17 protein-coding genes and 1 tRNA gene are annotated in these 16,979 nt (G+C 69.0%); 9 read left to right on the plus strand and 9 right to left on the minus strand.

The features are described from left to right. Positions 1-6: 6 nt before the first annotated feature. The 7 genes from mnhG to AC25Y0_RS07900 all read right to left on the minus strand — a co-directional run bounded on the left by mnhG (position 7) and on the right by AC25Y0_RS07900 (position 7,497). Entirely contained in the window at positions 7-369 is a 363-nt protein-coding gene (gene mnhG, locus AC25Y0_RS07870) for a monovalent cation/H(+) antiporter subunit G (protein WP_488123696.1), read from the minus strand. Next, the gene (locus AC25Y0_RS07875) at positions 366-635 is read right to left on the minus strand and encodes an MrpF/PhaF family protein (protein WP_488123695.1); all 270 of its coding nucleotides are present in this window, start codon (positions 633-635) and stop codon (positions 366-368) included. Before AC25Y0_RS07875 ends, mnhG begins: the two co-directional genes overlap by 4 nt. Next, positions 632-1,219: a Na+/H+ antiporter subunit E gene (locus AC25Y0_RS07880; RefSeq protein WP_488123694.1), complete on the minus strand. Its 588-nt coding sequence runs from the start codon at positions 1,217-1,219 to the stop codon at positions 632-634. Before AC25Y0_RS07880 ends, AC25Y0_RS07875 begins: the two co-directional genes overlap by 4 nt. Further along, positions 1,216-2,778: a Na+/H+ antiporter subunit D gene (locus tag AC25Y0_RS07885; protein WP_488123693.1), complete on the minus strand. Its 1,563-nt coding sequence runs from the start codon at positions 2,776-2,778 to the stop codon at positions 1,216-1,218. Before AC25Y0_RS07885 ends, AC25Y0_RS07880 begins: the two co-directional genes overlap by 4 nt. Next, entirely contained in the window at positions 2,775-3,335 is a 561-nt protein-coding gene (locus tag AC25Y0_RS07890) for a Na(+)/H(+) antiporter subunit C (RefSeq protein WP_488123692.1), read from the minus strand. Before AC25Y0_RS07890 ends, AC25Y0_RS07885 begins: the two co-directional genes overlap by 4 nt. Further along, positions 3,335-6,340 (minus strand): Na+/H+ antiporter subunit A, encoded by a 3,006-nt coding sequence (locus AC25Y0_RS07895; protein ID WP_488123691.1) that lies wholly within the window; start codon positions 6,338-6,340, stop codon positions 3,335-3,337. Before AC25Y0_RS07895 ends, AC25Y0_RS07890 begins: the two co-directional genes overlap by 1 nt. 113 nt (positions 6,341-6,453) lie before the next feature. Beyond that, the gene (locus AC25Y0_RS07900) at positions 6,454-7,497 is read right to left on the minus strand and encodes a LacI family DNA-binding transcriptional regulator (protein ID WP_488134477.1); all 1,044 of its coding nucleotides are present in this window, start codon (positions 7,495-7,497) and stop codon (positions 6,454-6,456) included. A 59-nt stretch (positions 7,498-7,556) separates the two neighbouring features. On the opposite strand from AC25Y0_RS07900, the gene AC25Y0_RS07905 reads away from it, so the two are divergent. From AC25Y0_RS07905 to AC25Y0_RS07925, 5 genes are read left to right on the plus strand one after another with little or no spacing between them, the layout of a single operon-like run. Next, on the plus strand, positions 7,557-8,783 hold the full coding sequence (locus tag AC25Y0_RS07905; RefSeq protein WP_488123689.1) for an MFS transporter: 1,227 nt from the start codon (positions 7,557-7,559) through the stop codon (positions 8,781-8,783). Between the two features lie 40 nt (positions 8,784-8,823). After that, a complete protein-coding gene (nucS, locus tag AC25Y0_RS07910) occupies positions 8,824-9,519 on the plus strand; it encodes an endonuclease NucS (RefSeq protein ID WP_488134478.1) in 696 nt (231 codons plus the stop codon). Between the two features lie 17 nt (positions 9,520-9,536). Next, complete coding sequence (locus AC25Y0_RS07915; RefSeq protein ID WP_488123687.1) at positions 9,537-10,220, plus strand: HAD hydrolase-like protein; 684 nt, start codon at positions 9,537-9,539, stop codon at positions 10,218-10,220. Next, positions 10,213-11,466: a hypothetical protein gene (locus AC25Y0_RS07920; RefSeq protein ID WP_488134479.1), complete on the plus strand. Its 1,254-nt coding sequence runs from the start codon at positions 10,213-10,215 to the stop codon at positions 11,464-11,466. Before AC25Y0_RS07915 ends, AC25Y0_RS07920 begins: the two co-directional genes overlap by 8 nt. A gap of 30 nt (positions 11,467-11,496) precedes the next feature. Continuing rightward, entirely contained in the window at positions 11,497-13,581 is a 2,085-nt protein-coding gene (locus AC25Y0_RS07925) for a bifunctional lysylphosphatidylglycerol flippase/synthetase MprF (RefSeq protein WP_488134480.1), read from the plus strand. A 53-nt stretch (positions 13,582-13,634) separates the two neighbouring features. On the opposite strand, the gene AC25Y0_RS07930 is transcribed toward AC25Y0_RS07925, so the two are convergent. Next, a complete protein-coding gene (locus AC25Y0_RS07930; protein WP_376129336.1) occupies positions 13,635-13,841 on the minus strand; it encodes a cold-shock protein in 207 nt (68 codons plus the stop codon). A gap of 260 nt (positions 13,842-14,101) precedes the next feature. On the opposite strand from AC25Y0_RS07930, the gene AC25Y0_RS07935 reads away from it, so the two are divergent. Both AC25Y0_RS07935 and AC25Y0_RS07940 read left to right on the plus strand, forming a co-directional pair. Next, on the plus strand, positions 14,102-14,740 hold the full coding sequence (locus AC25Y0_RS07935) for a GntR family transcriptional regulator (RefSeq protein WP_488123684.1): 639 nt from the start codon (positions 14,102-14,104) through the stop codon (positions 14,738-14,740). A 26-nt stretch (positions 14,741-14,766) separates the two neighbouring features. Next, positions 14,767-15,258 carry a GNAT family N-acetyltransferase gene (locus AC25Y0_RS07940; RefSeq protein ID WP_488134481.1) on the plus strand — a complete coding sequence of 164 codons (492 nt, stop codon included), beginning with the start codon at positions 14,767-14,769 and terminating at the stop codon, positions 15,256-15,258. Positions 15,259-15,488: 230 nt separating this feature from the next. On the opposite strand, the gene AC25Y0_RS07945 is transcribed toward AC25Y0_RS07940, so the two are convergent. Continuing rightward, positions 15,489-15,572 (minus strand) — tRNA-Leu (locus AC25Y0_RS07945). 143 nt (positions 15,573-15,715) lie between these two features. Between AC25Y0_RS07945 and AC25Y0_RS07950 the strand changes: the two genes are divergently transcribed. Further along, the gene (locus AC25Y0_RS07950) at positions 15,716-16,456 is read left to right on the plus strand and encodes an FHA domain-containing protein (RefSeq protein WP_488123682.1); all 741 of its coding nucleotides are present in this window, start codon (positions 15,716-15,718) and stop codon (positions 16,454-16,456) included. After that, positions 16,453-16,977 carry an FHA domain-containing protein FhaB/FipA gene (locus AC25Y0_RS07955; RefSeq protein WP_488123681.1) on the plus strand — a complete coding sequence of 175 codons (525 nt, stop codon included), beginning with the start codon at positions 16,453-16,455 and terminating at the stop codon, positions 16,975-16,977. Before AC25Y0_RS07950 ends, AC25Y0_RS07955 begins: the two co-directional genes overlap by 4 nt. Positions 16,978-16,979: the final 2 nt, after the last annotated feature.

Below are 16,979 nucleotides of genomic sequence, written 5' to 3' on the forward strand. Positions count from 1 at the left end.
CGGCGGTCAGCCTCCGGCTGCCGGCGGTGTCTGGCGCGCTGCGGCGAGTTCGTCGGTGTAGAGCGAAGACTCCTGGATCGTGCCGTTGCGGTACGCCTGGCGGGCGACCATGTGCGCCGAGAGCGGCGCGGTTGCGAGCTGGACGAGGACGATCGGCGCGAGGAAGGCCACGACGGGCCACGAACGCAGCGACAGCGCGATGGCGAGGCAGATCAGGATGAGCCCGAGCACCTGCGGCTTCGTCGCGGCGTGCAGACGCGTCGGCACGTCGCGGAAGCGCAGGATGCCGATGGCGGCCGTGAGGCACAGCAGCGCGCCGAACAGGATCAGCACGTACACCGCGAGGTCGATCCACTGGTCGGCGGTCATGAGCGCTGCCCATCTCTTCTCGCGACGAACCGAGCGATCGAGATCGAACCGAAGACGCCGACGGCGGCGATGATCAGCAGCACCGGAAGCGTACGTGTGTGCTGATTGATCGCCATGTCGGCGCCCAGCATGCACATGACGAGCGTCATGAGCACATCGGAAGCGACGGCTCGGTCGAGGATCGACGGCCCGATGATGATGCGCCACATCGTCAGCAGCGCCGAGACGCCGAAGATGACGTAGATGGCGATGAGGAGGGCGTTCATGCGGCGCCTCCGATCGCGACGGCACGGGCGTCGGCATCCCGGATCGTCTGCACCTGAGCGCGCGAGCCCACCGCCATCACGATACGGCGCTCCCACGCATACACGTCCTGGCGCTGCTTCTCGACGTCGGCGGCGTTGTGCACACCGATGACATGCAGGTAGAGGATGCCGCGATCACGATCGGCGTCGATGATGAGCGACCCCGGGATGAGCGAGCACGTGACGGCGGTGTGCGTCATGATGAGGTCGTCATCGATCATCATCGGCACGGCGATGATCGCGGCCCCCGGCTGGCGACGCGGGTTGATGACCTGCCACGCGACGATGAGCGATCCGGCGACGACCGAGAACGCGAAGACCACGATGAAGACGAGACCGTACCAGAGATTGATCCGGCCCGACAGCTCGACCGGCGGCAGACGGAACGACCGCGTGACGACGATTGCCGCCGCGAGCCCCGTGATGAACGACACCCACGAGAACTGACCCCACAGCAGCATCCACAGGGCGATGAGCCAGATGAAGAACGGCAGCTGGCGCCACAGCTGCGAGAGCACCGAGGCGGGGCGGGAGTCGGGGCTCACTGCTGCGCCTCCTCGATCAGATCGATGATCGTCACGGGGCTCATCAGCTGTTCACCGGCTCGCGCACAGAGTGCGTAGAGCGGACCGGCGAACACGGTCAGCGCGACCGTCACGGCGACCATGCCGGCCGTCGCCGTCGTCATGATTCGCGGGATGGCGCGGCGCTCGGTCTGCAGCTTCGCGGCGGGCGCTCCGCCGAGGTAGGACACGCGCGCCTCGACCTCGGCCTCGGCGAACTCGTCGTCTTCGCGCCAGAAGGCGAGGTTCCACGCCCGCATGAGCGCATAGAGGGTGAGGAGGCTCGTCACGATGCCGCTCACGATGAGCACCATCATGAGCGGCGTTCCGACCTGGGCGGCGGCGTCGAAGAGCGCGAATTTGCCGATGAAGCCCGAGAACGGCGGCAGCCCGCCCAGGTTGACGGCCGGGATGAAGTAGAGCACGGCGATGATCGGCGCCGCGCGCATCATGCCCTTGACGCGCAGGATCGATGTGCTGCCTGCTCGACGCTCGATCAATCCGACGGCGAGGAACAGCGTCGTCTGCACGACGATGTGGTGGATGACGTAATAGATCGTCGCGCCGATCGCGAGAGGCGTCGCGATCGCGAGTCCGAAGATCATGTAGCCGATGTGGCTCACGAGGGTGAAGGACAGGATGCGTTTCAACTCGGCCTGCGCGAGCGCACCGAGAACGCCGATGATCATCGTCAGCAGAGCGACGATGAGCAGGAGCACGTTGACATCGTTGTCCTGGAACAGCATCGTCTCGGTGCGGATGAGCGCATAGACGCCCACCTTGGTGAGCAGGCCCGCGAAGACGGCCGTGACGGGCGCGGGCGCCGTCGGGTATGAGTCGGGCAGCCAGAACGACAGCGGGAAGACCGCCGCCTTGATGCTGAACGCGACGAGCAGCAGCAGGTGCAGAACGAGCTGGGTGTCTTGCGGGAGTTCGGACATCCGCTCGGCGATCTGCACCATGTTCACGGTGCCGAGCGCGCCGTAGATCACCGCGATCGCCGCGAGGAAGAGGATCGACGAGACGAGTGAGACGACGATGTAGACGACACCCGTGCGGATGCGCGACTCGGTGGAGCCGAGGGTGATGAGCACATACGACGCGACGAGCAGGATCTCGAAGCCGACGTAGAGGTTGAAGAGGTCACCGGCGATGAAGGCGTTGAAGATGCCGGCGCCGAGGATCAGGTACGACGGGTGGAAGATCGAGACGGGAGTCTCGTCGTCGTTGTCGACGGCGCCTTGGCCGACCGAGAAGAGCAGGACCGCGAGCAGGACCAGGCTCGAGACCGCCACGAGAAGCGCGGACAGCGTGTCGACGTACAGCACGATGCCGAACGGGATCGGCCAGCCGCCCACCGAGACGGCGATCGGCTGATCGGTCAGGTCGACGGTGACCAGCAGCACCGCGGCGATGGCGAAAACGAGCGTGAGCGTCACGATCGACACGAAGACCTGCGTCTTGCGGTGACGGCCGGCGATGAGTGCGACGGCGGCCCCGAGCAGGGGCAGCGTCACCAGCAGCGGTACGAGGGCACTCATCCGAGGTCACCTCCCGTCGGGCGACCGGGCCGGTCGAGGGGGGCGTCGTCTTTCAGCGCGGGCACGTCGCGACTGCCGAGCACCGTGATGGGCGCCGTCTCACTGCCGATGAAGTCGGTCGTCACGTCGTCGTCTTCGTCCTCGATCTCGGTCTCGTCATCGAGCACGTCTTCGGCTTCGGCACTGCGCTCGCGCACCTCGACGTCGGCCTCGTCGTCGAGCACCGTGTCAGCCTGGCCGAGCTGCCACGACCGGTAGATGAGCGCGAGGAGGAACGCCGAGACGGCGAACGTGATGACGATGGCCGTGAGCGTCAGCGCCTGCGGCAACGGGTCGGACAGCTCATCGACCGAGTCGGCGGCCCCGTAGAACGGTGCGGCGCCGGGCCGGCCCATCACGATGAGCAGCAGCAGGTTCGCCGCATTGCCGAGCAGCAGGAATCCGATGAGCACGCGCGTCAGGCTGCGCTCGAGCATCGCGTACACACCGCATGCGAACAGCGCCGCCATGATGATGACGAGCACGAGGCTCACGTCGTACCCTCCGGAGTTGCCCATCAGACGGTCACCCCCTGCCCACGCGGTTCCTGACCCGGTTCGCCGGAGGTCTGAGCCTGTCGAAGGAGGGCCTGCGTCTGCCGGTCGACCTCGGCGCCGAGGCTGCGCAGCACATCGAGCACGAGTCCGATCACGACGAGGTAGACACCGACGTCGAACAGCGTCGAGGTGACGAACTCGACGTGGCCGAGAAAGACGAGGTCGGCTTCGAACACCGTGCTCGTCAGCGGAGCCTGGCCGAAGAACAGCGGCACGATCGCGCAGCCGACGGCGAGCGCCATCCCGACGCCGAGCAGTCGACCGGCATCCGCCGGTGCTGCCGCGCCGAGTTCGTAGCGTCCGCCGGCGACGTAGCGCATGACGAGCGCCATGCCGGCGACCAGTCCCCCGGCGAAACCGCCGCCGGGCAGGTTGTGACCGGCGAAGAGCAGGTACAGCGAGACCATGATGATCGTGTGGAACAGGATCCGCACGATGACTTCGAGCATCATCGAGCGGTTCTCGGGATTCACCCGCTGCCCGCCGACGAGCCAGGCCTGACGCCGACCGGATGTGGCCGCCGTGCGCGGGCGGACGCCTTCGTCCGTCTCGACGAGGGGGCGACGCGTGCGGTTCGAGAACGCGGGCAGGGCCGTCACGAGCGAGAGGGTGTCGGCGCGGTGCGTCACGAAGACGAGGGATGCCACGCCGGTGGCGGCGAGGATGAGCACCGACAATTCGCCCATCGTGTCCCAGCCACGCAGATCGACGAGGGCGACGTTGACGATGTTCTGTCCGTGGCCGATCTCGTACGCGAGGTCGGGGAACTCATTCGAGATGGGGACGGAATCACGAGCACCGGTCGCGATGAGGGCGACGGCGGCCATCGTGAGGCCGACCGCGATGGCCAAAACCGCCCGGATGACCGGCTGCACCGAGCCGTTGTGCTCTCCCATGCGCGACGGAATGCGCCGCAGCACGAGCGCGAACGCGATGAGGGTGACCGTCTCGACGAGGATCTGGGTGAGGGCGAGGTCGGGGGCCCCGCTCGTTCCGAACAGCAGCACCATGCCGAAGCCGGTGACCGAGACGAGCACGACGCCCGTGTACCGCTTGCGGGCACGTACGGCGATGATGCCGGCGATGATCATGACGGGCGCCACGACGAGCTGCATCGGGGTGTGCCATCCGTCGACGCTGATGACCCAATCCCCGCCCATCACGAACGCCGTGGTCTCGGCGGCGATCAGCACGACGAAGATCGTGCCGACATAGACGGGGAGCGATCCGCGCTGGGTGAAGCTCGTCGTCAGCACAGAGACGCGCGCGATTCCGCGCAGGACGCCGTTGTAGACATCGGCCGATGTGAAGGGGAGCACGCGGCGCGTGAAACCGCGCTTGGTGACCCAGAACAGCAGGAACCCGAACACGAGGGTGCCGATCGAGATCCACAGCGCCGGCTCGAAGCCGTGCCACAGGGCGAGGTGCGCGACCCCTTCGGGCGGCGTGATGCCCGGTGTCGCCGTCGGGGAGAGGTCGGCGTAGCCCGAGAGCGCCACATCGAGCAACGGCGCCCCGAAACCGGTGACGAGAGTCAGCGCGGCGAGGAGGGCAGGGGCGAGCACGAAGCCGACGGGGGGATGAGGCCACTCCGTGCGCGGCATCGCGACCTCGACGCGCTTCTCGGCACGACGGGCTCCCGCGGCGACAGGCGCGGCGGATTTCTTGGTCCAGAACGCGCCCCACACGAACCGGACGCCGTAGGCGGCCGTGATGACCGAGCCCAGGGACATCCCCACGAGAGCGACGATGCCCCACGGCTCGCCCGCCATCGCCTCGTACAGCAATCCGGCCAGCGCGCCTTCTTTCGAGACGAAGCCGATCGTGGGGATCATCCCGACCATCGAGGACACCGCGACGATCGCAGCGGTGGCAAGTGCCGGGGCCTGGCGGCCCACGCCGCTCAGCTCGCGGATGTCACGCGTGGACAGCTGCCGGTCGATGACACCGACGATGAGGAACAGCGATGACTTGAACAGGGCGTGGCTGATGAGAAGGGCAAGTCCTGCCAGCGCCGTGTCGCGTATGCCGTAGCCGAGCACGAGAGTCAGGAGGCCGAGCTGACTCACGGTGCCGAACGCGAGGATGCGCTTGAGGTCGGTCTCGCGAAGCGCCTGGATGCCGCCGAGGAGCATCGTCAGGGTGCCCAGACCCACGAGGATGGGCCGCCACGGCGGGGCCATCGCGAAGATCGGCGCGAAGAGAGCGATGAGGTAGATGCCCGCCTTCACCATGGCCGCGGCATGCAGGTAGGCACTGACCGGCGTCGGCGCCGCCATCGCACCGGGCAGCCAGAAGTGGAAGGGGAAGATCGCCGACTTGCTGAGCGCCCCGACCAGGATGAGCACGAGCGCCGCGTTCACGATGTTTCCCGTGGGCGCTTCGGCGAGGATCGTCGAGATGCTCGAGGTGTCGGCGTGCACGACGAGCAGGACGACGCCGATCAGCATCACGAGACCGCCGAGCGTCGTGACCAGGAGCGCCTGCAGCGCCGCACGCCGGCTTGCGCCGCGTCGGTTGTAGTACCCGATGAGCAGGTAGGACAGGACGCTCGTGAGCTCCCAGAACATGACCAGCACGACGAGGTCGTCGGTCAGCACGAGCCCGTACATGGCTCCCGCGAACGCGAGCAGCACAGCGCAGAACTGGCCGAGGCCCTCGCTCTTGCCCCCGAAGTACCAGCGGCAGTAGAACATCACGAGCGCGCCGACGCCCGTGACGATGAGCGTCATGATCCACGACAGGGTGTCCATGCGCATCGACAACTGGATCCCGAGCGTGGGGATCCAGTCATATGTCTCGAACGGAATTCCCCCGGCGAGAACGATCGGTGCCTGCATCGCCGCGTGGATGAACGCGATGGTCGGCAACAGAGCCGCGGCGAAGAAAGCGCGCGGACCGATGCGGTGAACGAGCCACGGCAGCAGAATCGGGACGACCGCGAACGCGCCGAGGAGGAGCAGCAAGGGCGGCCCTCCTCAATAGTCGTCGGGCGGACGTATCCGCGGGCGGCTGGGGGAACGAAGTCTGGGGCCAAGTCTAACGGCGTGACGTTCGCCTCCGAACCGGATCGGGCGATTCAGGCCCGTGGAATCGTCGTCGTGTTCCCCTCGCGGAACACGCACGTGAAGCGCAGGGATGCTGCCGCGCGACCCGCGAGCAGAGCGGCCACGGCGCGTCCGGCGCTGCGCCCCTTCTCGGTCGCCGGCTGCACGAGAGTCGTCAGCACATATGGCGCCAGGCCGTCGACCGCGACTCCGTCGAAGCCCGTCACGGAGAGGTCGTCGGGCACGCGCAGTCCCGCCTCCTCGGCGGCGCGGATGATCCCCGTCGCGAGCAGATCGCTCTGCGCGATGATCGCGGTCGGCCGAGCATCGGCGAAGATCGCGCGGCCCGCGGTGAGCCCCTCGTCGATCGAGCTGGCGGCTGCGGCATAGGCCGCGGCATCCGGGAACACGTCGCGCGCGCCGGCGAGACGCTCACGCGTCACTTCGATCGCGGTGGGAGCATCGGCCGTGACCCACCCGCCGGTCCAGCCGTGGTGCAGCGGCAGCGTGACGATGCGCACATCGGCATGTCCGAGCCCGCGCAGGTGACTCGCGGCCTGGCGCTGCGCTTCGCGGTCGTCGAGCCCGATCCGGGGCACGCCTTCGCCGGCATCCCCCTCGATCACGACGACCGGGATGCCCCGGGAGCGGACGTCGTCGAGCGAGCGCCGCAGCTCGGCGCTGCAGCCGATGAGCACGGCTGCATCGATCGGCGCCGTCGTGAGGGAGGGTGAGGCGGCATCGGCGTCGGGGGGATCGCGCAGCAGCAGCAGTCCCGCCCCGAGGTCGGCGACGCCGTCGGCCAGGCCGTCCATCGTGAGGGTCTTGACGGGGTCGAGGAACGCCGTGCCGAGGTGCTCCTGGAAGACCACTCCGACGATGCCCGAGCGCCCCGTGCGCAACGAGGCAGCCCGCGGGTCGGGGCCGGTGTAGCCCAGGCGTCCGGCGGCGTCCAGCACGCGTGCACGGGTCGCGTCCGAGACGGGCGTCTTGCCGCTGAAGACCACGGACGCCGTCGACGGCGAGACTCCGGCCTCGCGCGCGACGTCGGTGATGGTCGGGCGACGCGTGCTCATGTCCGACCGATCGTAGCCCCATCCTGCTAAGCGTCGAAACGATTCGATACAGTGTCCCGATGCAGACGACGCTCCCCCGCCGAGAGCTGGTCCGGTGGCGCAACGCGATCTTCGCGGTCTTCTTCGCGACGGGTCTCGGGTTCGCGACCTGGGCGTCGCGCATCCCCTCGGTGAAGTCGTCACTCGCGATCAACGACTTCGAAGTCGGCCTCCTGCTGTTCGTGCTGGGTGCGGCATCGCTCGTCGGACTCTCGCTCGCGGGCGCCGTGCTGGCGCAGTGGGGGGCGCGGCGCGGACTGCTCGCGGGTCTCACGATCTTCGGCGTCGGTCTCGTCATCGTCGGCATCGGCGTCGACGTCGTGCCGTCGTATGCGCTCACCGCCACAGGGCTCGCGGTGATGGGCCTCGGCATGGCGGGCACCGACATCATGATGAACGTCGAGGGCGCCGCCAACGAGCGGGGCCTCGGGCGCACGTTGATGCCGCTTTTCCACGCGCTGTTCAGCCTCGGCACGGTCGCCGGCGCGGGCATCGGGGTCGCCATGACGGCGTGGGGAGTCGGGGTAGCCGCGCACTTGTGGACGCTCGGAGCAGTCGTCGTGGCCACGGCTGCCGTCGCGGTGCGATTCGTCCCGCTCCGCGCGTTCGCGAGCGACCCCGGCACGGACGGTGCCCCCGCGTCGCGGCGCGAACGGTTCCTCGCGGCGCTGGCGGTGTGGCGCGAACCGCGCATCTACTTCATCGGGCTCATCATGCTGGGTATGGCCTTCGCCGAGGGCGGCGCCAACGACTGGCTGCCCCTCGCCGTCGTCGACGGGCACGCCGGCACCGAGGCGCAGGGCGCGATCGCCCTCACGGTCTTCTCGGTCGCGATGACGGTCATGCGTGCGGTCGGCGGGCCGCTCGTGGACCGCTTCGGACGCGTCTGGACGCTGCGCATCCTCGCGATCGCCGCAGCCGGCGGACTCACGCTGTTCATCCTCGCCCCCAACCTGCCCGTCGCCCTCGTCGGCGTCGCGCTGTGGGGCGTGGGCGCATCGCTCGGCTTCCCCCTCGGCATGTCGGCCGCCGCAGATGATCCCACCCGGGCGGCGGCGGCGGTGAGCGCGGCCGCGACGATCGGCTACGTCGCCTTCCTGTGCGGCCCTCCCGTGCTCGGCTGGATCAGCCACCAGGTCGGGCTCCTCCCGACGCTGTGGATCCTCGTCGCTCTCATCGCACTGTCCGGACTCGCTTCGGGTGCGGCCAAGCCCGTCGCCGGCTCCCGCCTCGGCACGGGCGGCTGACCACGCCGCCGCCCGCCCACGCCGGCATTAGGCTCGTCGGGTGCGTCTTGTCATAGCCCGCTGCTCCGTCGACTACGCCGGTCGACTCAACGCGCACCTGCCGCTCGCGACGCGGCTCCTCGTGCACAAGGGCGACGGCTCACTGCTCGTGCATTCGGACGGCGGCTCGTACAAGCCGCTCAACTGGATGTCGCCGCCGTGCGCTCTGACGGTGGAGACCCCCGACGAGGAGTCGGCGAGCGCGGGCGTGCTCGAGCACTGGCGCGTGACGCATGCCAAGTCGGGCGACTCTCTGCTGGTGCGCATCTACGAGGTCCTGCACGATTCATCGCACGAGCTCGGCATCGACCCCGGGTTGCAGAAGGACGGCGTCGAAGCCGACCTGCAGCGCCTGCTGGCTGAACAGGTCGACGTCATCGGCGAGGGGGTGTCGCTCGTGCGTCGCGAGTTCCCCACCGCGATCGGTCCGGTCGACCTGCTGCTGCGCGACCCGGCGGGCGGCACGATCGCGGTCGAGGTGAAGCGCCGCGGCGACATCGACGGCGTCGAGCAGCTGACGCGCTACCTCGAGCTGCTGGGGCGCGATCCGCACCTGACTCCCGTGACGGGCGTCTTCGCGGCGCAGGAGATCAAACCGCAGGCGCGCGTGCTCGCCGCCGACCGCGGCATCCGGTGCGTCACGTTGGATTACGAGGGCATGAAGGGCATCGAGTCCGGTGCCCCCCGTTTGTTCTGACACCTATGGTGGTTCGTATGCCGAGCCGATCGCCCTGGAGTTGCATCCTGTGGGATGTCGACGGAACCATCGTGGATGCCTCCGAGGGCATCCTGCGTCGGCTCACGATCACCCTCGAGCACTTCGGGCGCACGCCTCCGCTGCGTGATGAACTCGCGCACTGGATCGGCCCGCCGCAGTTCGACTCGTTCCAGGACAACGTCGGGATGACCCCCGCCGAAGCGCAAGAGGCCGTCGCCTTCTACCGCGCGCTCGCGCACCGCGAGGGTTACACCTCGGGCGCGAAGCTCATCCCCGGCATGGCCGAGCTGATCACCGATCTCGACGCCGCCGGCATCCCCCAGGCGACCGCGTCGTCCAAGCCCGAGCTCCAGGTCGGCGCGCTCATGGAGCACTTCGGCCTCGCACCGCATTTCCGCACGCTGGTCGGCGCGACCCCCGACGAGCGCACACTCGCCACGAAGGCGGATGTCGTGGGCGAATCGCTGCGACGCCTGCGCGAGCTCGGTGTCGACACGAGCCGCCCCGTTCTCGTCGGCGATCGGCACCACGACATAGAAGGCGGAGCCGAGAACGGCGTGCCCGTCATCTTCGTGCGCTGGGGCTTCAGCTGGCCGCACGAGGCCGATGGTGCCACCGCTGTCGTCGACGACGCCGAGGGCCTGCGATCCGTGCTCCTGACCGATAGCGCCGATGACTGACCCGCTCGGCTGGCTCATTCCCGCCCTCGTCGTCTTCGGCGTCGCTGCGGTGGGAGCCGTCGCCGCCGTGTGGGCCCTGCGGCGCGCCCGGCACTCGCCCCGCGCCCGTGCGGCGGCAGCGCAGTCGCGCGCCCAAGCCGGTGCAGCCCTGGTCCGGCTCGACGACGCCGTCGACGAACTCGACCTCGACCTCGGCCTGTCGGGCGCGCTCTACGGCGGCGGGGCGCCGGCGTCCCTGCGGCGCGCGCGCATGACGGCGCAGCACGTACGCGACGCATCGTTCGACGAATACCGCACGATCACCGGCGACACCGCCGCGCCCGATGACGTGCGTCGCGTCGCGTCGCGCATCCAGCGCCGGGCCTCCGCAGCCCTCGCCGGCATCGAGGCGGCTCGCACCGAACACGACGCCTGGACGCGCGCGCACGTCTCGGCCGCCGCCCAGGTCGAGTCCGCGCGGGGGCGCCTGCGCGCGCTGCGCACGACGATGGGCGACCCCCACGCGCTCGTCGCCGACCTGTCGGCACGCTTCGCCGAGAGCGAGTGGACGGGCGCCGCCCGATCGGCGCGCGGCGCCGTCGCGGGCGCCGCCGAGGCCGAACTCCTGCTCGACCGCGCGGCCGCCGCTGCGCAAGACCCCACTCGATCCGCGCTCGATGACCTGGCAGCCGCCGAGCGTCGCCTGCGTACCGCAGAGAACGACGCGCGCGCCCTCGAGGAGTCGCACCGGCTCGTGCTCCAGGCGGCGCAGGCGCTGCCGGGCGAGTTCGACTCGGCGCGCAACGCCGTGCGCGGCGCGCTGACGACCCGCGTGCGCCTCGAACCCGACGACGCCGCGCGCCTCGGCATCGAGTTGCGTGCGATCGACACCGCCCTCTCGAACCTCGAGAGGGATGCCGCTCGCCACCCCACCCGCACGGTCGACGCCATCGCGCGTCTGCGCGACCGGCTCGATCTCGCCCTCGGCGACGCCTGGACAGCCCAGCAGCGGCTGCGCGGTGCCCGGACCGCCCTTCCCGGAACCCTCGCGGCCGCACGCGCCGCGCTCGTGCACGCCGAGGCATCCGTCACGCGTCACCACGCCGGAGCCGACGCCCGCGCCCGCCTGCAGTCGGCGCAGGCCGAACTGGCGAACGCCCGGCAGTCCACCGACCCGGTGGCCGCCCTTGATGCGGCGCGCCGGGCGATGCGCGACGCCGAAGACGCCACGGCACTCGCCGACCACGACCAACTCACGGCGCGCTGAGGCACCCCCGCCGCTCGCTATCGTGAAGGCATGCGTGCCGCCACGAGAACGACTCCGTTGACGCTCGTCCTCCCTTTCCTCAGGCGCATTCCGGCGACGCTGACGCTGGTCGCACTGGTCCTCGTCGTCGGCGTGGTCTTCGCGGGGCTCTGGTCGCCGTTCGAACAGGCGCCGCTGTTCGAACGCGTCGCCTATGGCCTGCCCGCCTTCCGTGAGGGCCTGTGGTGGACCCCGCTGCTCGGGACGTTCTTCGTCAACCAGCCGTGGGTGTACATCTTCACGATCTCGGCGTTCTGGGGCATGGCGTACCTCGAGTACAAGCGCGGGTCGGTCGTCGCGCTCGCCTACTTCTGGATCGGGCAGCTGTTTGCGATCTTCGCATCGGCGCTACTGCTGTGGCTGTTCTCGTTCGCGCAGTGGGAATGGGCCCAGACCGAGGCCGCGCTGCGCGACGTCGGCGCCTCCGGCGGAACGATGGCATGCATCGCTGCCGCGATCGGACTCTTCCGACCGCCGTGGCGCGTGCGCGGTTGGCTCGTCCTGCTGTCGTTCGTCTTCGTCGCGATGCTCTTCTGGGGCAATCTTCCCGACCTCGAACACACGCTCGCCGTGCTGCTCATCCTGTTCGTCGACCGCTCGCTGCGCCTGCAGCGCCAGACGGTGCGCGAACAGCGACTCGTCGCCTTCATCGCGATCATCGTGCTGGGCACGATCGAGATCATCACGCTCTTCGTCCCGACCAACGGGCCGTTCGGCGCCACGGAGCCGGCGTCGAGCGGTGGTCTCATCGACGTCGCGATCGATGTCGTCGTCATCGTCGTCATCGCACACTTCCTGCGTCTCGGCCGCCGGTGGGCGTGGGTGCTCAGCCTGATCCTCGCCGCATGGAACATCCTCGTCGGCGCCGTCGTGCTCGCCGCCATGATCATCACGACGCAGCGCCGCGTCGAGGGATTCATCAACGCCGAGACCGAGTTGGCGCTGGCCAACGGCGTCCTCTGGGCCCTATTGGCCATCTACCTCATCTCGGTGCGGGGCGCCTTCCGCTCGCGTCGGAAGTCGGGGATCGGGCAGGCGCCGACACCCGACGTCGACGACGTCAAGCAGATGCTCCGTGCTCACGGAGGCGGCACCCTCTCGTGGATGACGACGTGGGAGGGCAACGCCTACGCCCGCACATCGAGCGGAATCGTGGCCTATCAGCGGCGGGCCGGAGTCGCACTGGCCCTGGCGGATCCGCTCGGCCCCGTGGCATCCCGCCCCGAGAGCGTCCGCGAGTTCATCGCGGCGGCCGAAGCGGCCGGCCTCGCGCCGTGCTTCTTCAGCGCGAGCGACGCGACGCGCGCCGCCGTTCCCCGGGGGTGGCGCAGCCTCGTCGTCGCCGACGACACGATCGTTGACTTGCCGGGGTTGGCGTTCACGGGCAAGGCATGGGCCGCCGTGCGCGGCGCGCTGAACCGCGCAGAGCGCGAAGAGATGACCTTCCGGATGACACGGCTCGTCGATGAGCCGTGGGGCATCCGCCAGCAACTGCGCGCGATCTCGGAGATGTGGGTGGGAGACAAGGGACTGCCCGAGATGCGTTTCACCCTCGGCACCCTGACCGAGGCGGAAGACCCCGAAGTGCGCGTCGCCCTGGCGATCTCGCCGCAGGGCGACGTCGACGGGTTCCTCTCGTGGCTGCCCGTCTACAGTGATGACGGCCGCATGCGCGGCTGGACGCTGGACCTCATGCGGCGCCGCGACGGCGGCTTCGGCCCGGTCATGGAGTTTCTGATCGGGGCGTCGGCGAAGCTCTTCTCCGAAGAGGGCGCAGAGATCATGTCCCTTTCAGGGGCGCCGCTGGCCCACGACTATCCCCCGGATGCGGGAGCGATCGCCGTGCTGTCCGAGAGCCTCGCCGAGGCGCTCGAGCCGGTGTACGGCTTTCGCTCGCTGCACCGGTTCAAAGAGAAGTTCCACCCGCGCTACGAGACGATGCACCTGCTGTTCCGTGACGAGAGCGACCTCACCCGTATCGGCGCGGGCCTGACCCGCGCCTTCCTCCCCGACGCGACACTGCGCCAGTTCGCAGGCGCGGGCCTGGAACTCGTGCGCGGAAACCGCGGCACCTGACATCGTCTGAGGTTGCACGGTGCGGCAGCAGCGCCGCACCGTGCAACCGAGGATCAGACGGGGCGGATGTTCTCCGCCTGCAGGCCCTTGGGCCCCTGCGCGATCTCGAACTCGACGCGCTGGTTCTCCTCGAGCGAGCGGTAACCGCTCGACTCGATGGCGGTGTAATGCGCGAAGACGTCAGCGCCGCCCTCGTCGGGAGCGATGAAGCCGAAGCCCTTCTCCGAGTTGAACCACTTGACAGTACCTTGCGTGCTCATGAAATGCCGTTCCTTGCGTGCTCGCGCGACCTGCGCGGGTCGATTGACACGCTAACGAAGAGCGGCGACACGCGGAATTAGCGTGACCCAAATGTTGCACACGCCATCGGACGCCCGGGCCGAGCTGAGCTCAAAGCCCGGGCGTCGACGGATCCCCCCGGATACGTCACGCCAAAGCGCGACATCGACAACTCTACCGATATACCGGTCCCGCAGAAGAGGCGTCCTCGATGCGCACACGCCATACACTTAACGCAGTTATGGCCACCCCGCTGCTTCCGCTCGACCCGCGCGGAGCGGTGCTCGGCGATGAGGTCTACGCGACTCTGAGCGAAGCGATCCTCGACGGCACCCTCCGACCGGGTGAACGGTTGCGCGATCAGGAGATCGCTGAGCGCCTCGGCGTCTCGCGGACCCCCGTGCGCGAGGCTCTGCAACGGCTCGAGCGCATCGGCCTGGTCGAGATCGCGCCGAACCGCTACACCCGGGTCTCCGTCCCCGACCCGACGTTCGCCGGGGACACCGACGAGTTCATCGCCTACACGGTCGGCACGTGCCTGCGGATCGCACTCGGTCGCATCGACGACGAGACAATCGCGCGCGCCGTCGCGCTTCTCGATGAGGTCGTGTCGGCTTCGCGGGCCGACGACCATGCCGGCGTCGTGCAGGCCACGACGGGGTTCTTCCGATTCGTCGTCAGAGCGACGGGGAACGTCGTCTTCCTCACCGTGCTGCGCGAGGCCGAGATCGTCATCCGGCGCAACCTCGCCGCGTGGCGTCCGTTCATCGCGTGCCCCGTCGCACGCACGGAGTCCTACGTGCAGCTGCAAGAGGCGGTCGCCGCGCGTGACGGAGTCTTGGCTGAATCGCTCGTGCGCGAACTGCACGGGTTCTCATAGAGCGGGACGCTGGATACGGTGGGGCCGTGACCCACATCGAGCTGCGCGATCTCGACGACGACGACCTCGACGCCGTCTTCACGATGATGAGCGATCCCGAAGGGGCGGCTCTGGCGGCCTTCACGGCAGAAGACCCGAGCGACCGCGCCGCGTTCGACGCCTGGATGGCGAGCGAACGTGCCGCCGACGCGGTGCGCTTGGAGATCGTGACCGAGAACGGCGGTTTCGCCGGCACGGTCGCGGTCTTCACCGTCGACGGCGACCGCGAGGTCACCTTCTGGACGGCGCGGCACGCGTGGGGCCGGGGCGTCGCGTCCGAAGCGCTGCGCATCCTCGTCTCGCGCGAGCCGATTCGGCCCCTGTTCGCACGCGTCGCAGCGCACAACACCGCTGCCATCGCCGTGCTGGAGCGCAACGGGTTCACCGAGGTCTCACGCACCGTCACCCGCGCCCCCGCGCTCGATCGCGATGCCGAAGAGATCCTCTTCGTGCTCACCCCGACCCTCGACGGGGTGTGACGGGCGCGACTGCGGCCAGACGGCACGCACCACGGCTCCAGGACATGAGAAAGCCCCCTTCCGGGGGCCATTTCATTTCGTGCGCGAGGGGGGAGTTGTCCCTACCGCCCTCCACACGCCGCTGCGCGGCGCGCGGAGCCTCTGCGGCCGGGGCCCACCCCTTCGGGAGTTCACCACCGACCCGCGGGCACGAAATGAAAAAGCCCCCTATCGGGGGCCATTCCATTTCGTGCGCGAGGGGGGAGTTGAACCCCCACGCCCTTTCGGGCACTGGCACCTGAAGCCAGCGCGTCTGCCTATTCCGCCACTCGCGCGAGATGCATGGCCCTGGGGCAACACACTCAACTCAGCGAGGATATCACGCGCACCACGCCTGACCTGAATCCGCCGGAATCCGGGAACCCCCAGCGTGTGCAACTAGCATGAAGCAACCAAGCACGCCCGTCCGAGGAGCTCCGTGGGACTACTTGACAGCTTCGAGAAAGGTCTCGAGCGCGCCGTCAACAGCGCGTTCGCGAAGACCTTCCGCAGCGGCATCCAGCCCGTCGAGATCGCCTCCGCACTGCGCAGCGAGCTCGACAAGAAGGCCGCCGTGGTCAGCCGTGACCGAATCCTCGCGCCCAACACGTTCGCCGTGCATCTCGCGCCGGCCGACGAAGACAAGATGGCGTCGCTGGGGTCCGCGCTCGATGACGAGCTGCAGACGCTCATGCAGAAGCATGCGAAGAAGCAGGGGTATTCGTTCGCGGGCCCGGTCTCGATCACCCTCGCGCGCGACGACAATCAGCCGACCGGAACCCTGCGCGTGGAGTCGTCGACGGCTCAGGGTCGCGTCGCGTGGCGTGGCGTGCTCGACATCGACGGCCGCCGCCACCCGCTGACGAAGTCTCGCACGATCATCGGCCGCGGCAGCGACGCCGACATCACGATCCCCGACTCGGGGACGAGCCGCAAGCACGTCGAGATCCTCTGGGACGGCGAACGCGCCATGGTGCGCGACCTGAAGTCGACCAACGGCACCCTGCTCAACGGGAGCAAAGTCACCGAAGCCGCGCTGACACCGGATTCGATCGTGCGGATCGGCCGTACCGATATCGTGTTCCGCGTGGTCGCGCAGGCGACCCCGCCGTCGATATCGCAGCCCCCGCGCGATGTCACGCGCGCCTTCGACGTGAGAGAACAGGGACCGCTGCCGTGAGCGAACTGACCCTGTTGCTGCTGCGCATCGGCTTCCTGCTGCTGCTGTGGTTCTTCGTCTTCGCCGTCGTGTACTCCCTGCGCGCCGACCTCTTCGGCGTCAAGGTGCGCAAGATGCCCGAGTCCGCGATGGCCGGAGGAGCCTCCACGCCGGCCGCCGCGCAGCCCACCGCCCCGGTGGCACCCCCCGCGAGGGGGCGCCCGAGCCCGGGCGGTCCCGCCACGACCGCGACGGCGACGCGCATCGTCATCACGAGCGGACCCAAGGCGGGCCTCGAGCTCCCCCTCGGATCCGAACCGCTCACGATCGGGCGGTCGAGCGAATCGGGCCTCGTCGTGCGCGACGACTACACCTCGAGCCATCACGCCCGCCTCGTGCTGTGGGGCGACCAGTGGATGCTCCAGGACCTCGACTCGACCAACGGCACATGGCACGACGGCAATCGCGTGACGACCCCGGTGCCGGTGACGCTTGACGCACCCATCAAGGTCGGCGCGACCACGTTCGAGCTGAAGAAGTAGCC

This window comes from Microbacterium sp. Y547, from assembly GCF_057669785.1.